Genomic DNA, 13,764 nt, shown 5'->3' with positions numbered 1-13,764 from the left:
GCTGCCCGGTGCACCCTGTCGAGGACTGCCACGGCACGCACGCCGGCGCCCTCTGAAAACTCACCACGTCATGACCAAGAAAACCACCTCTGGGAGTCGCCTGGGGACCAGCGTCGTCGGAGCCAGCCGATCGTTGCTCGCCGTGAGTACTCTCGCCGGTCCCGCAGATGCGGGGCATGGGCGGGACCTGGAAGAGATGCCGTGTGGGTCCAGTAGCTGGCCAACGCGACGAGGAAGGCGTCGACCTGCGTCGGCTCAGCGGCTCGGCCGACCGGGTGACCCGAGAAGATGGCGTCGGGGTGAAGGTGGCCCAGATCGGACTGCACCAGCAGGCAGACCAGATCGCTCCAGGCCGGACCGATGCAGGCCCGTCCCCAGTCGACCACGTGCGCGGTCCCGCGCGGGTTGACGATGATGTTGTCGAAGCGCAGGTCAAAGTGCAGGAGCGTATCGCCGACGGCAAGCTGGGTCCACGTCGCTTCGACGGAGGCGAGGCGGGACAGGTGCTTGCGTTCCCACTCGCCGATGCTGTCAACGGTGACCGCGCCGTGGACGCCGTCGCGCTTCAGTTCCCGCCAGGTCTCACACCGCCCAGCCATCTGCTCGCCCAGTGTTGGCAGGCCGCCGATCGGCGAGGGCGTCAATTGCAGAGCGCACACAGCCACCGCCTTCAAGGCGGCCGACAACTCCTCGGGCCGCCACGGTTCGTGCGGCAGTGCGCCCGGGGCGACGTCGAAGCACAGCAGTAGCCATCCGGCCAGCTCACACGTGAAGCGCAGCCTTGGCGTGGGCACCGCCGGGGGCAAGGCGGCCGCGACAGCGGCCTCGGTCCGGTAGTCCCGCACGTTGGCCGTATCATCGCGTATGGCCTTGATGAACACCTGCTCCCCGGTGGAGAGCGTGGCGACGCCGAGAACGCCGAAGGAGAAGCCGCCTTGACGTTCCTCGAAGCCCTGGACGCCGGCGCCCAACCGGCGTTCGACTTCGTGCCTCACGATGGCCGGGAGCTCTGTCCAATCACGCCGCTGGGTTCTCATGCGCCCCAGCCAATCAGGGGCTCCCGGGCGATCGCGAACCATATCGCTACAGTGCTGCGATCGCCCGACTTCCCGGCAGCCTCGAAGTCGATTCTGGTGACAGCATCTCCGTGAGGTTGATCGGCCACAAGATGATCTTTCAACCTCGTCCACGAATCGGCACGTCAAACGCTTCGGCGAAGAGTTCCAGTCCTTCCGGCAGGCTCCTGACCCCGGTCAGCTTCACATCGAAGGGCAGATCGAACGGGATCGGATAGGAGATCAGTTGCGCGACCTGGTCCGGCACGGGCACGCCCTGAATTCTCTCGGCCTGGAGCTTGATCCTCCCGCCGGCGACTTCGACCCGCATCTCGGCGCTGAACTTCACCTTGGTCGCCCCGATCGTCACCTCCCCCGAGGCTGTGAGCCGCTGCCCGTCACCGTCGATCTTCACGCCGCGCGGAGCGTACTTGTCGATCGTCGCTCTGGACAGGGTGCCGCTCATGGCTACACGACCGGCCCGGATATTGGCTTGCTTCTGCAGGACGTCGGCGAGAGGCGCCCTCACGTCGTACGCAACACCCCGCAAATTTTCGACCGGCACGCCGCCGTAGCTGAAGGTGCCGAGATTGAACCGCACCTCTGGATAGCGCCCCGACACAGCCTGCGTGAGAAACGGGATGCCCTCGATCGACACGCTCGACGTGCCGGAGAGGTTGGGGACGGCGGCGATTCTGTTCGCCATCTCGCGCTCGACGCTCGCCACGGCGACTCGGTCGATGATGAGGAGGACGACGAGCGCGATCAGGACAACGATCACCTTGCGCATGCGGCACTCCGCATGGGCCGGCGGCCGCCGAGGCTCTTGGCTGCCGTTCCAGCATCACTCAACTGTCGATGGCTCTCTGCGCGAGCGACCTGGACCGGAAGATGGCGACCAGAAACCCGGCCGACCCCAGCCCCAGCAGCGCGACCCCCCACGATCCCACCGTCGTGAGCTGAGGGAGCATCTGGGTGAGCATCGCCAGGATGATCGGCGAGAGCGCTACTACGCTCCTGCGCCCCACCGGAGACTGAGCGACTACTCCGCAGATCACTGCGATCAGCCCGAGCGGGAGCAGTGTGGGCGGTACTCCCGCCTCCCACAGGGCCGCGTCCAGTTGCCGCGTCACGACGGCCACCGTCAGGGCCGCTCCGGACCAGGCCAGAGTCCGCCCGCGCCCGATCAGCAACATCCCCCGCCGCGGCTGTGCCACCCTCGTCAGTACCGCCGCCACCAGCACAAAGGAGCCGACGATGCCGCCGATCGCCACCCTCACGCCCAAGGAGGTCCATCCGTAAGCGCCTGTGGACAACATCGCCCCGGCAACCATGCCCGCGCTGGACAGGATCGCCCAGATCCACGCGAGCGCCGCAGCAGGCCGGCGGCGATCGGTCCAGGCCAGGAAGACGATCAGGACGCCCACCGGGAGCAGTTCAGGGCGGATGCCCAACTGAATCTGGTAAGCGAGCAACGCCAGGGGGCCGACCGCCGCGACCACGCGCATCGCATCCCGCCACCGCGCCGCAGACTCCGACCCGAACGCCCAGCGCGCGCGGATCACCGCGGCTCCCCTGACGAGGTCGAGGACGTCCCGCAGCTCCGGACGACTCTGCCCGGGCCGCGCCGCCGCCATCAGCACACTGAGCATCTCCTCTTCGTGCCGCTCTCGGTGCTCGCGCGGAAACCATCGGAGAAGGCGGCGGTAACGCCGTTCCAGGTTGCTCACGCGACACCTCCGGCGGGGCGCGGGCGCAGCCGGGCGGCGGCGGTCCTGGCGTTGCGCCGCAGCCGTTCGACTTCAGCGGCCAGACGGGCGCCGCCCTCGTCGGTGAGCCGGTAGTAGCGCCGCAACCGCCCGCCGACGATCTCCTCCCGGTCCTCCTCGATCAGTCCTTCGGACTGGAGCCGGTCCAGGGCGGCGTACAGCGTCCCCGCCCGCAACCGGACCTCACCCTCGGAGATCCGCTCGACGTCGGTGATGATGCCGTACCCGTGCTGAGGCTCGGCGGCCAGCGCGGTCAAGATGAGGAACGAAGGCTCCTGTAAAGAGCGCAACTTAGACACAGGATCTTTATATACCGATAGTCGGCATATAGGGAAGATCGCGAAGTCGACTTGTCAGCGAAGCGGACCTCAAGCTCTCCGGCCAGCGGAGGCTCATCCATCCCACCGGCCAGCGCGCGCAAAGCCGTCATGGCCGAGCACTCTGCCTACCGAGATCGGAGTCGAAGTCAGAACCCGACAACTCACCCTGAACACCGACAGCTGCCACTGCAACCGACACAGCTGGGAAGTGACATCAGCTGGCCGAACGCCATTCAAAGTGACAGTGCCAATCCGAGCGCGGTTCGGGACAGCCCCTGAATGAACCGGGGGGCCGCCGGGCCGTAACCGGTGGTCAGCTCGGGATTGCGCTGCCCTCGCAACCTTTGCCGATCTGGCCCGTCTCGAAGTACCGCGCCACGTCGGCGGCGCACTTGGGCACCCGGGTGGTCGACACGTGCACGTCGTCGGCGACCGTGTAGACGGTGCCGCCGATGGCGCGCCGCGTCTGCAGCGTCCAGTCGTAGACGGACATGAACTCGTGCAGGTGTCCCGCCAGCACCAGTGACCCGCCGCCCCGCTTCAACGTGGCTTGCTGCACCGGCAGCGGCCAGCCGGGACACATGACAGGCAGCCCCCAGGACCGGCCGGTCGCCGGATGGCGTTTCACGATCTGCTGGTGGTCACGCCAGGCGGTGTCGAAACCGGCCCGGCTGCTGTCCTCGTTGCACGCGACGGCCAAGTTCATGGTCATGTTCAGTGTTTCGGGCGCGCCGGGCACGGGCGTCCCCATCATCGGTGCGCCGAGCAGCTCCTTGACGGTGGGCGGGGCGGTGGTGCCCGTCACCGCCCGCAGTTCGGCCAGCGCCTTGCCCGCGCGCACCCACTCGGTCGAGTTGCGCCTGGCCAGGTCGGCGACGGCCGAGCCGTCGATGGGCCGCTGCAGGTCGGTGTAGGTCTTGGGGCTCTTGTCGTACGTGCGGACCAGCTTCGCCACCTCCTCGCGCACCTTCCGTGCGGTGACCCCGAGACCATAGGTGTCCTCGCGGCGGGCCAGCCAGGCGGCCATGCGCCCGAAGTTACGCTCGGCCGCCTCCGCGCTGCCCTTGGCGTGCTCGTCGATACGGGTCCACGGCGGCGCCACGCTGTCCAGGAAGGCCCGTCCGGTGTGCCCCGGGAACAGGCTGCGGTACACCATGCCCAGATAGGTGCCCCAGGAGAAGCCGAGCAGGTTGAGCTCGCCCTCTCCCAGCGCGGTCCGTACCAGGTCCAGGTCCTTGGCCACGTTCTCGGTGGTGAGCTGTCCGAGGAAGGCGGGGTCAGAGCGTCCGCACTTCTGGTTGGCGGCGACCTGGGCGTCGTATATCTTCCTGGCCGCCTCCTTGGTCAGCGTGCCGGGCTCCGGCGGGCCGTTGGGCGAGAAGGTGCAGGCGACCTTGGTGCTGTACCCGACCCCGCGCGGGTCGAAGCCGATGATGTCGTATCGCTTGTTGAGCCCCGCCATCTCCTCGTTCCTGAGCGCGGCCCGCAGGACCGGGTCCAGGTATCCGCTGTTGCCCGGCCCGCCCGGCAGGACGGCGATGGCACCGAGCCGGTGGGCCTCGTCCGTGGCGGCCAGCCGGGTCACCGCGATGTCGATCTTCCGCCCGCTGGGGTCACGATGGTTCAGCGGGACGCTGACCGTGCCGCACTCCAGGCGCTCCATCAAGGAGCGGAACGCCGCGACCTTGTCCTCCGCCACGCCCAGGCCGCGGATCACCTCATCGGAGTAGGCCGGGCAGGATTTCCACTGCACGGAAGACACGCCGGAGCTTGAGCTGGGGTTCGCGGTGGCGCTCGCGCTCACGGCGACGGTAGCGGTGGCACCCGCCGCGGAAGGATGCGCGGCCAACCCCGCCAGCGCCACGGCCAGTGCCGTCAGTGAAGTTCGGTACGTCATGCGGATCAGTAGTAGAGCAGCGGTTGTTTCCTTACCGTTTCTATGAGGATGGTCGCCCGCCCTACGCGCTCGTCCTGATCTGCGGGACCGGCTGATCGCATACGGCCCCTCTGAGAAGCGCGCCGCACCGCAACGGAGCCGGCATCCGAGAGCGAGACAGACGCGCAGGCCGCCCGGCCGGACCTCGTCGCACGAAAACGCGGCATCTCGGGCAGAGATCCACCAGCAGCGTCCGATGCTCGGGACAAACTGCGGCCCAGCTCAGCTTCCACCAGACCAGCCACGCTCCACCCGAAGCCATCAGACATGTCGGGCATACTCGGCTGCCGAAGAACCGCACCCACTCACGGCCCTCTGTCCGGCGGACTGACTCACGCCTGTGGCAGCCTCGATCGCCCTGCACGTCTCCGGCGTCGCGACGACGCCGTACACCGGTGAACGGACGTCACTGGACGCGCGTACATCCAGCCCCAACGCCTCGACCATCGCCCACGGCGGACAGCCGCCGGGGCCAGATAGAAGGCGGCACGGGAGACTCCCCGCAGCTCACACGCGCGCTTGACGCTGTGGCCGCCCTGCTTTCCGCCTCGATGAACGGGTGCACGTTCACCGGGTCTCCTTGGCCGAGAACGCGGCCGGCGGTTCTCCCGGCGCAGCGCCTCCAGCTCCTGCCGCTCGCTGCTAGTCAGCCCGTCGCGCTGCCCGGCATCGACCTCCGCCTGGCGGATCCACTGACGCACCGCGGTCTCGGTCAGGTCGAAGTCCTTGGCCACCTGCCAGACCGAGCGGTCGCCGCGCCGGCACAGCTCGACGATCTCGGCCTTGGGGCGTTCACGAAGATGGCCAGCCTGGGGCGCAAGACGGGTTGAGAAGATCGCTTCCCGGCTTCGCTGTGATCGTTTCCCGTCCGCCGCCATCGGATCTTGACCTCAGCGTGAGAAGCTCACGCCCATGGCCGGACAGGACAACCCCTAGGCAGGTGGCCCGCGAGGACTTCGAGGAGGCGGCAGCGCTGCGCTACACGGTGGCCGCGCTACACCTGTTGGGATCCTTGGGCAGCGGCGCTGGTCGCCGTCATGGCCGGTGTCGGCTTGCGGATCGAGGCAGCTGTGCAGGACCGTTCATCGCGCTGAGCGCGGTTCCATTCGAGATCGCTCCAGGCGACGACACCTGCGGTGCTCCGGCGATCCACGCGCCGGCAGGGCCTTCTTCAGTCGCCGGCCGACGCCTCGCCGGCGCTGAGCGTCCGCAATATGTCGACCAGTGTCGACAGTTGCTCGGGGGTGAGTGGCCTGAACAGCTCTTCCGCCGCCAGTTCATAGCCGGCTGTCCAGTTCTGCGCCAGTGCGGCCCCTTGCGCCGTCACTCGAAGGAGTACGGACCGGCGGTCGTCCGCGCTGGTCTGGCGTTCGAGTAGCCCGTCGCGGACGAGCGCGTCGACCAGCGTGGAGGCGGTCCCCTGCGCGATGCCGACCGCGAGAGCGAGCTCGGTGAGACGAACCGGCTGCGAACGCGCCACCTCCACCACCAGGCGGAATCTCGGTGTCGACACCCCGTGCTCGCCCAGACGCTCGTTGAAGTGACGTACCAGAACCTTCGCCGTACGGCTGAACTCGTCGGCGACCTGTGCTGCGGTCACGCCCTCGTTTGCGCGTGGCATCGCCCACCTTCCACTTGACGCCCCCATCGTACGGGAGGTTACATAGACGTCAATACATTGGTTACGAACTATTCGATCCCAATGCATCTAGGTAAGTGCGTACTCAACCACAAGGAGTGAACACACATGAAGATCTTCGTCACCGGCGGCAGCGGTTTCGTCGGCGGCACTCTCGTCCACCGCCTCGTCGCCGAGGGACATGAGGTCATGGCACTGGCCAGATCGGGCTCGAGCATCCAGCGGGTACGTGTGGCCGGCGCCGAACCAGTGTCCGGCGATCTCGCCGAGCTCGGCCGGGCCGGCTCCCCGACGCCGAGCTGGCTCGCCAAGCTGCGCGAGGCCGACGCGGTCGTGCACGTCGCGGCGTACATGGAGTTCTGGGGCCCCGACTTGCTCTTCAAACAGGCCAATCACGTGCCGACGGCCGCCCTGCACGCCGCGAGCGTCGCGGCCGGGGTGCGACGCTTCGTGCTCACCAGCGCCGCGTCCGTCACCACGGGCAGTCAACGCCGTCCCGTCGTCGACGAGTCGACGCCGGAGGGCCGGCCGAACATCGCCTACAGCCGGGTCAAGCTGGCCACCGAGCGCGCGCTCCTGAAAGCCCGCAGCGGGAAGACCGAGCTGGTGGTGCTCCGCCCGCCGTTCATCTGGGGCCGCGGAATGACGACGATCAACGAGATGGTCAAGGTCGCCGAGGCCGGACGGTTCGCCTGGATCGACGACGGCAAGCACATCGTCGACTTCGTACACGTCGAGAACCTGGCCAGTGCCGCGATCCTCGCGCTCACGCGGGGCCGCCACAAGGGGGTCTACCACGTGACGGACGGCACGCCGATGCCCATCCGAGACTTCCTCACCCCCTTGCTGGCGACCCGCGGCGTGGATCTGTCCAAGAGCCGCAGCGTCCCTCTGGCGATGGCGGCGCCCATGGCGGCGATGATGGACCGTACGGCACGCCTGCTTCGCCGGAAGACGGCGCCGCCGCTGACGAACTGGCTCGTCAGCTTCACCGGCCGTGACCGTTCCTACGACATCACCGCCGCGAGGAAGGAGCTGGGCTACTCGCCTGACGTGACGCTGGAGAAGGGCCTGGCGGAGATGAGCTTCTCGTGAGGTGACGACCTCGCGCGCCGCGGTCGCAATGCCCTCGCCATGGATGCGGTGCCTCGCCTTTCCCGTACGCGGTCCCTTGACGCACTGCCATCGCCGTTCACCCAGAATCGGTGTCCGCCGTGCCCATGATCTCGACGACGTTCATCTTCCAGATCAGGTTGGCGTAGTGGCTGGCAGGAAGCGGCCCGGCCGGTCGGTGGCGAGATCGGCCTGCGCGGCCGCGGAGGCCAGGTCTGTGGTGAACGTGAGCCGGGTGAACGCCTGCTCGGTCAGGCCGCTCACGGCTCGGAGATTCAAGATCTTCTGAGTGATGTACCGCTACTCCGCCGATCACGTGGGTCCGCGGATCGGGCTTCTACGCGTCTTGACCAGGTCGGACGACTGCTGCCTACCAGTGTCAGCTACTGGTGCCTGCGGGCATACACCTTCGTACTGGGCTGGGACGCCCCAACACGCCGACTCTCTAACAGCACGTCAGGGTGGTCACTGGTCTGTGGCCACGGCTTCCCTATTGCACCGGCTTCAGTACCGCCTGCTGGAGCACGACGCCCTCGCCGTACTTGTCCTCCAGACGTTGCTGGAGCTCCTCGCCGGCCACCCAGACGCCCACGACCACCTGCTCCTTCATGATGTCGACGGAAGTCGAGGTGATGGGCTGGCCGAGATCGTCACCGACGAACTCCTGGATCTGCCGCAGCGTTTCCAGGCTGCGCCGGGCCTGGCTGACGCAGAGCGCGCCGCCCCAGCTCTCCCGGATCCACGCCTCCCTGCCGGCCAGGTCGCCCGTGAACTTCACGTTCAGCACCAGCTTGGTCGGGTCGTTGGCGTACTTCTCCGCCCACTCCCGCTTGCTGCCGTCGTAGCCGGGGATCGAATCCAGATAGCTCTGGTCCAGCCACACCCCGCCCACGGTTTCCTCGTTCTCCAGCCGCTGCTGAGTCGCCTGGAGCGCTTCCTGGGTGGCCTTGGCGGGATCGGCCAGCCGCCAGCCGCCCTCCGGGACGGGGCACGGGCTGTTGAACCTGTGCTCCTCCGGTCTGCCCTGGACCGCCGCCCCTGGTGGTTCGGTCAGGGTCAGCCGGGAACCGTCCCAAGTGCCGACCACCCGATACTGACCCCACTTCGTACCCTGGACGCTCTCGTGCTGGACCTTGGACCAATCCCAGCCGACGATGTCCGGCCCACCGCACTGGGGTGGCAGCGACTCCTGCATCGCGGCGCACATCTGCGGCCCGTGACCGGGGTTCTCCAGGACGGAGACGGCGTTGGCCGCGTACGTAACCGGCTCGTCGGCCGCCACTCCGCTGCCGCAGGCGGTCAGCACGATGAAGGCGAGGAAGGCGAGGAAGGCGAGTGCGCGCATGACCTTCAGACGTGCGAGCGCACCGCCAGGTTCAGGGGTGTTCACGAGTGTGCCTGGCCTGGAAGGCAGCAGAGGCGTGCAAGATCGCGCGTGATCGTTTCCCAGGTCGAGTGAGGCGCCCGCCTCAATGTGGTCGGCTTGACAGTGGTCACGAGACCCGAAGACGGTCCAGCTAAGGGTCGTAGCAGTGCAAACCGAGTTCGGTCGTGACCTGGACCGTGTGCACCGAGGACTCCTCCGCGCGGCGGTACACCATGGGGAAGGAGATGTAAGGGGCCTGCCGCTTTTCCGATCAGCGGGGATGCTGACCAGGTAACATCCGCTTAGCCTAAGCGAAATCTGGATTCGGAAGTGACAGAACTGGAGCGGGGCTGTTCATCAGCTCCCAATCCAGGCGAACGCCGCTTTCGGCTTCGACCACGGCCAGGCAGGCTGCGACAATGTCCACTGACGCATCCGCCTCCTCACTGTCATAGCACCTGTTGAAGAGGCCGACATAGGCACTCAACGGTCCAAGAAGCTCGGTCCAGGGTGTGAAGGGTCCGGAGGCCGGCTCGGGACCTTCAAGGTCACCTTCGGCTCCTCCGTAACGGACGTGCATGCTGGTGTAGCCGTTGATGTCGAAGGCCACATACCAGTGCCGGAAACCTTCGCCGCCCAGCCGGTCAGTCACCTGTCGGCGCTCGGGCACGGGGAAGGCCCAATCCAGGGTGACGATGCCAGCACCGACCTGGTGAAGTGAGATGCTGTCGCTGGGGCGCGGCAGGTCGTCGGGGTCCTGCAGGTCGGTAGTGGTGTATCCCATGCGACGCACAGCGTCGTCGATGGTGAGGATGCCCGAGTCGGGAATCGTCACCGTGTACGCCATGTCCTCACCGAACTGATCGCGCATGTCGGTGTAACGAGCAACAGCCTCATCCAACACGACCAGATGGCCCTTCCATGCAAGGAGCGTCCCCCAGAACCAGCAGGTGAGAAGGCTCAAGGGACCTACTGGATCTTGAAACCGCGCGGTGGTGGCGCGCGGAGCTGAAGATCAATCATGATGTCCGTACTCGCTCCAAGGATGCCCGGACGGCTGTGCTGCTACTGCCGACTTCGATTGCGGGCTCCCATGTCCGCTTCCAGTTGCCGTGACGGACTGTCATCTTCAAGACCGTCAGGCATCTGGGAGTCTCACACGTCCACCGGCGCCATCATGATCATAGACGTCAATACACTATTGACATGCCGAAACGTGCTGAGCCGGTTGTCACTAAAACCGCAGGTCAGAGGGCCATCGAGGACATTGTAGAGCGACGTCGCAAGGCACACGATCCCGATTTGGAGACACTGCTGCACGACGATCCGGCCGACCATCCGCTCACCGTGATCCGCTACGTCCTGACCCGCCGGCGGGTCCCGGACTGGGTGCTCGTCGGTGACGTGATCGACGGTCTGTGGGTGCTGGCCTATGTCCGGCGGTACTGCCCGCACCTGCCGGACGAAGCCGACCGCCTGGAGCATGAACTCCTCGAGCTGGGCTGTGCCAAGCAGATCGCCATGATCCGGATGGCGCCCCCGCTCAACGTACGCAGCAGGCAGGCCGTGGAGCACCGCATCCTTCGCCATCGCGCCGCCAAGCTGGGGCTGGCCCGTAACGAACGAGCGGAACGAGCGCACCGGCGCTCCCCCACCTCTTCCTCCACGAGCACGAGCTCGGCGGAGGCCGCGTGGTACGACCGTCATGCTCTGCCGTTGTGGGAGGCGGCAGGAGAGCTGGTGGACTATCGCGCGCGGTTCGACCACCTGCTGGACGACGAGCTGGCGGAGAACCTGATCGGCCTGCGTCGTGCGGTCAGAGAGATGCAGTGGCCGCTGACGCCGGACCGGTATCCGACGCTGCGCGAGATCGGCTGGTGGCTGGAGGAGATCCTCGACGTGCTGCGAGAGGAGCGCTATGCCGCCTTTCGGGAGCAACTGTCGGATCTCCTCCCCCGGCTTACCTTGCTCGCCGAGCAACAGCATGAGGCACGCTTCGGCAGCTGAGCTCGTACTCGCTCGCCGGCTCCTGCCGCAAAGTCGCCGCTCCGGTTGAAGGCGTTGCCCGGCAGGAGGGCCCCTCAGCCAGGCCGCCTTTCCCCTCGATGGTCAGGCCGAAGAGGGCAGGAGGCGCATCAGAGCATTGCGCGGGCCTGTCAGACGATCGGCCCCGGCCAGGCGGGTCATCCACCGGGACGCGGTGACGATCCGCTGGGTCGCCGGACGCCGCTTGGCGTCGTACGCGCGCAGCGCCTGCTCGACGTCGCCGGGATGGTCGCGCAGGCAGGCGGCGAGCTCGATCGCGTCGAGCAGGGCCTGGCAGGCGCCCTGCCCCAGGGCGGGGGTCATCGCGTGGGCGGCGTCCCCGATCAGGGCGACGTTCCCGGTGACGTAGGAGGCCAGCGGCGGTGCGAGGTCGTGGACCTCGTGCCGCAGTACGGTGCCCTCGTCGGCCGCGGCCAGCACGCGGGGGATGGGGTCGTGCCAGCCGGCGAAGCGGGCCCGCAGGTCGTCGAGGGTCTCGCGGACGCCGGCGGGGGTGCGTACGGGGGCGTACCAGTTGGTGACGCCCGGCGCCTGCGGGGTCATGCCGAACATCTGCCCGCGCCCCCAGGTTTCGCCGTAGTCCTGCGGCTCGAAGCCCTCGACGACGCCGCGCCAGGCGACGATGCCCGCGTAGCGAGGTTGCGTGCCGGGACCGAAGAACGCCTGGCGCACCGCACTGCGGACCCCGTCGGCGCCGATCACCAGGTCGTGTTCCGTCCGCAGCCCGGCGGGATCGGTGATCTCCACGCCGGTGCTGATCGTCTCCTGGTCCACCTCCTCCAGCAGCAGCTCGATCAGCGAGACCCGCGACAGCATGCGGATGGGCGCCCCGCCGCGCCGTTCGATGCGTCCCAGCGGCAGGTCGGCCAGGCGCCTGCCGCCGGGGGTGCGGATCTGCGCCCGCCGGTAGGGGACGGTGCGCTCGCGCAGCCGTTCGCCCAGTTTCAGTGTGGCCAGGGCGGCTTGGGCGTCCGGACGCAGGCCCAGCGCGGTGCCCTCGGCGACGACCCGTGGCCACCGCTCGAAGATGGAAACCTTCCATCCGATGGCACGCAGCGCGATCGCGGCGGTCAGCCCACCGACACCCGCGCCCACAATGACGGCACTTCTCATTCCAGTCACCACACCTGTGGTACCACAGATGTGGTGGTGGTGTCGAGTGGAAACATAGGGGCCCATGGCGGAGAACAGTGACCGACGCGATCGGTTGCGCGACGCGGCGATCGAGGTGCTGGCGGCCGAGGGCGGCCGGGGCCTCACGCACCGGGCGACGGACCGGGTCGCCGGGCTGCCGGAAGGCACGGCGAAGAACTACTTCCCGACCCGCGACAGCCTCCTGCAGGCCGCGGCCGAGCGGTGCGTGGATCGCTACTTCGGCGACCTCCAGCAGGCCGAGGTCCACACCGTCGACCAGTTGCTCACGCTGCTGCGCCGGTTGATGGACAAGGCGCTGACGGACAACAGATCCCGCGTCCTGGCCTACCTCGAACTGAACGCGGAGGCCGCCAGGAACGCACAGGTACGCCAGATCATGGCCCGGCTCGCCCGCGCCGACCTCGACCTGAACCTGGCCCTCCAGCAGGCCGCCGGCCTCCCGGCCACCCGGGACGGCGCCGCCCTGGTCACCCTGGCCATCAACGGCGCGCTGGCCCACCTGCTCTCCCAGCCGGCCGACGTGCTGGCCTCCTACGGTCTCGACGACCTCGACGCCTTCCTCCGCCGGCTCATAGCCGCCACCTACCCCGGCCGGACGGCCTGACCGGCGGGACCGCAGTACCCGACACCGCGCCATCTCCGCGTCCCCGCGCGCCTACAGGGCCTCCCCCTTAATTCCCTTACGTTGCCACCGACGTCTTCGTGATATTGCGTATGGCGTGCAGGGAATGCGGGAGTGAACCGGCAGAAGGCTCCCAGCCGCGCCTTGCAGTGCGGGCCGGACTGCCTGCCTCGAGGGCTCATGACCAGCTCCGAATTCTGCATCCCGAGGTGCCGGCGGGTTCCGCCCACCCACCGGCGCGACCACATCACCCCAGGTCGCAACGAGTAATAGGTGTGAAGATAGGTCTACCAAAATGCACAGAGAGTGGCTTGCCACTACCTGTATCGCAAGTGTCAGAGATAGTGACATGAATAATGACGATGAATGGCCTGAAGATATTCACATCGACAGTGGCTGAGTGAGGCGGGAAGCAAGGGGGATCGAAATGACAGAAGACAGTGATGCAACATGTCTTGGCAGACGTTGTGTCGAAAGGCCTATCACGTCATAGGTCAATCAGTGATGCAAGCACCGTGTAGACAGCAGAGCAGACCGATGAGCAGAGCGGATGTGGCAGCAGATGGAGGAGCCGTATGCGATCAGGGCAGAAGGTCAGGCCCTGACGAGGCCAGCGGGTGCAGTCATGGGCGGACAGCGCGAGCATGCGAGCCTTCATTGACGTGGCTGCTGGGTGGACGCATCAGCTCACCAAGTGCGTGACGAGTGGAGGGTCCAGCAAGAGGAGAGGGCCGTCAGTGGAT

The 13,764-nt window shown here is 67.3% G+C and carries 15 protein-coding genes; 3 read left to right on the top strand and 12 right to left on the bottom strand.

The genetic code is table 11. From position 1 onward, the window contains the following. Window positions 1–68 precede the first annotated feature (68 nt). The 8 genes from SMD20_RS46420 to SMD20_RS46390 form a co-directional block, all read right to left on the bottom strand. Entirely contained in the window at window positions 69–995 is a 927-nt protein-coding gene (locus SMD20_RS46420) for a phosphotransferase (protein ID WP_329594046.1), read from the bottom strand. A 181-nt stretch (window positions 996–1,176) separates the two neighbouring features. Further along, window positions 1,177–1,845 (bottom strand): LmeA family phospholipid-binding protein, encoded by a 669-nt coding sequence (locus SMD20_RS46415; protein ID WP_329594044.1) that lies wholly within the window; start codon window positions 1,843–1,845, stop codon window positions 1,177–1,179. A gap of 58 nt (window positions 1,846–1,903) precedes the next feature. Further along, window positions 1,904–2,785, bottom strand: a complete 882-nt coding sequence (locus SMD20_RS46410) for a hypothetical protein (RefSeq protein WP_329594042.1) — start codon at window positions 2,783–2,785, stop codon at window positions 1,904–1,906. After that, window positions 2,782–3,081 (bottom strand): PadR family transcriptional regulator, encoded by a 300-nt coding sequence (locus SMD20_RS46405; RefSeq protein ID WP_329594040.1) that lies wholly within the window; start codon window positions 3,079–3,081, stop codon window positions 2,782–2,784. The genes SMD20_RS46410 and SMD20_RS46405 overlap by 4 nt, the downstream gene beginning before the upstream one ends. A gap of 376 nt (window positions 3,082–3,457) precedes the next feature. Beyond that, entirely contained in the window at window positions 3,458–4,897 is a 1,440-nt protein-coding gene (locus tag SMD20_RS46400) for an alpha/beta fold hydrolase (protein WP_329594038.1), read from the bottom strand. A gap of 205 nt (window positions 4,898–5,102) precedes the next feature. After that, window positions 5,103–5,444, bottom strand: a complete 342-nt coding sequence (locus tag SMD20_RS48575) for a TniQ family protein (protein ID WP_442942648.1) — start codon at window positions 5,442–5,444, stop codon at window positions 5,103–5,105. Further along, window positions 5,413–5,958, bottom strand: coding sequence for a transposase (locus SMD20_RS48570; protein ID WP_442942647.1), 546 nt, complete (start codon window positions 5,956–5,958; stop codon window positions 5,413–5,415). Before SMD20_RS48570 ends, SMD20_RS48575 begins: the two co-directional genes overlap by 32 nt. A gap of 293 nt (window positions 5,959–6,251) precedes the next feature. Then, on the bottom strand, window positions 6,252–6,680 hold the full coding sequence (locus tag SMD20_RS46390) for a MarR family winged helix-turn-helix transcriptional regulator (RefSeq protein ID WP_329594036.1): 429 nt from the start codon (window positions 6,678–6,680) through the stop codon (window positions 6,252–6,254). 147 nt (window positions 6,681–6,827) lie between these two features. On the opposite strand from SMD20_RS46390, the gene SMD20_RS46385 reads away from it, so the two are divergent. Beyond that, window positions 6,828–7,814, top strand: a complete 987-nt coding sequence (locus tag SMD20_RS46385) for an NAD-dependent epimerase/dehydratase family protein (RefSeq protein WP_329594034.1) — start codon at window positions 6,828–6,830, stop codon at window positions 7,812–7,814. Between the two features lie 153 nt (window positions 7,815–7,967). On the opposite strand, the gene SMD20_RS46380 is transcribed toward SMD20_RS46385, so the two are convergent. From SMD20_RS46380 to SMD20_RS46370, 3 genes are all read right to left on the bottom strand, one after another. After that, the gene (locus tag SMD20_RS46380) at window positions 7,968–8,096 is read right to left on the bottom strand and encodes a hypothetical protein (protein WP_329594032.1); all 129 of its coding nucleotides are present in this window, start codon (window positions 8,094–8,096) and stop codon (window positions 7,968–7,970) included. Window positions 8,097–8,322: 226 nt separating this feature from the next. Continuing rightward, window positions 8,323–9,177 (bottom strand): hypothetical protein, encoded by an 855-nt coding sequence (locus SMD20_RS46375; RefSeq protein WP_329594030.1) that lies wholly within the window; start codon window positions 9,175–9,177, stop codon window positions 8,323–8,325. Window positions 9,178–9,505: 328 nt separating this feature from the next. After that, entirely contained in the window at window positions 9,506–10,162 is a 657-nt protein-coding gene (locus SMD20_RS46370; protein ID WP_329594028.1) for a hypothetical protein, read from the bottom strand. A gap of 242 nt (window positions 10,163–10,404) precedes the next feature. Between SMD20_RS46370 and SMD20_RS46365 the strand changes: the two genes are divergently transcribed. Then, window positions 10,405–11,205: a hypothetical protein gene (locus SMD20_RS46365; RefSeq protein WP_329594026.1), complete on the top strand. Its 801-nt coding sequence runs from the start codon at window positions 10,405–10,407 to the stop codon at window positions 11,203–11,205. Between the two features lie 102 nt (window positions 11,206–11,307). Here the strand turns inward: SMD20_RS46365 and SMD20_RS46360 are convergent, their stop codons facing one another. Beyond that, on the bottom strand, window positions 11,308–12,357 hold the full coding sequence (locus SMD20_RS46360; RefSeq protein WP_329594024.1) for an FAD-dependent monooxygenase: 1,050 nt from the start codon (window positions 12,355–12,357) through the stop codon (window positions 11,308–11,310). 64 nt (window positions 12,358–12,421) lie between these two features. Between SMD20_RS46360 and SMD20_RS46355 the strand changes: the two genes are divergently transcribed. Then, the gene (locus tag SMD20_RS46355) at window positions 12,422–13,003 is read left to right on the top strand and encodes a TetR/AcrR family transcriptional regulator (protein WP_329594022.1); all 582 of its coding nucleotides are present in this window, start codon (window positions 12,422–12,424) and stop codon (window positions 13,001–13,003) included. The last annotated feature ends 761 nt before the right edge of the window (window positions 13,004–13,764 follow it).

Source organism: Nonomuraea sp. LP-02, assembly GCF_036289125.1.
In the GTDB taxonomy this organism is placed as follows: domain Bacteria; phylum Actinomycetota; class Actinomycetes; order Streptosporangiales; family Streptosporangiaceae; genus Nonomuraea; species Nonomuraea bangladeshensis.
This window is presented reverse-complemented; position numbering and strand designations above follow the sequence as displayed.

Bases quoted from the DNA above. Each gene is read 5' to 3' on its own strand.
- SMD20_RS46415 (WP_329594044.1), bottom strand. From the start codon at position 1,845: ATGCGCAAGGTGATCGTTGTCCTGATCGCGCTCGTCGTCCTCCTCATC.
- SMD20_RS48570 (WP_442942647.1), bottom strand. From the start codon at position 5,958: ATGGCGGCGGACGGGAAACGATCACAGCGAAGCCGGGAAGCGATCTTC.
- SMD20_RS46385 (WP_329594034.1), top strand. From the start codon at position 6,828: ATGAAGATCTTCGTCACCGGCGGCAGCGGTTTCGTCGGCGGCACTCTC.
- SMD20_RS46375 (WP_329594030.1), bottom strand. From the start codon at position 9,177: ATGCGCGCACTCGCCTTCCTCGCCTTCCTCGCCTTCATCGTGCTGACC.
- SMD20_RS46365 (WP_329594026.1), top strand. From the start codon at position 10,405: ATGCCGAAACGTGCTGAGCCGGTTGTCACTAAAACCGCAGGTCAGAGG.
- SMD20_RS46360 (WP_329594024.1), bottom strand. From the start codon at position 12,357: ATGAGAAGTGCCGTCATTGTGGGCGCGGGTGTCGGTGGGCTGACCGCC.
- SMD20_RS46355 (WP_329594022.1), top strand. From the start codon at position 12,422: ATGGCGGAGAACAGTGACCGACGCGATCGGTTGCGCGACGCGGCGATC.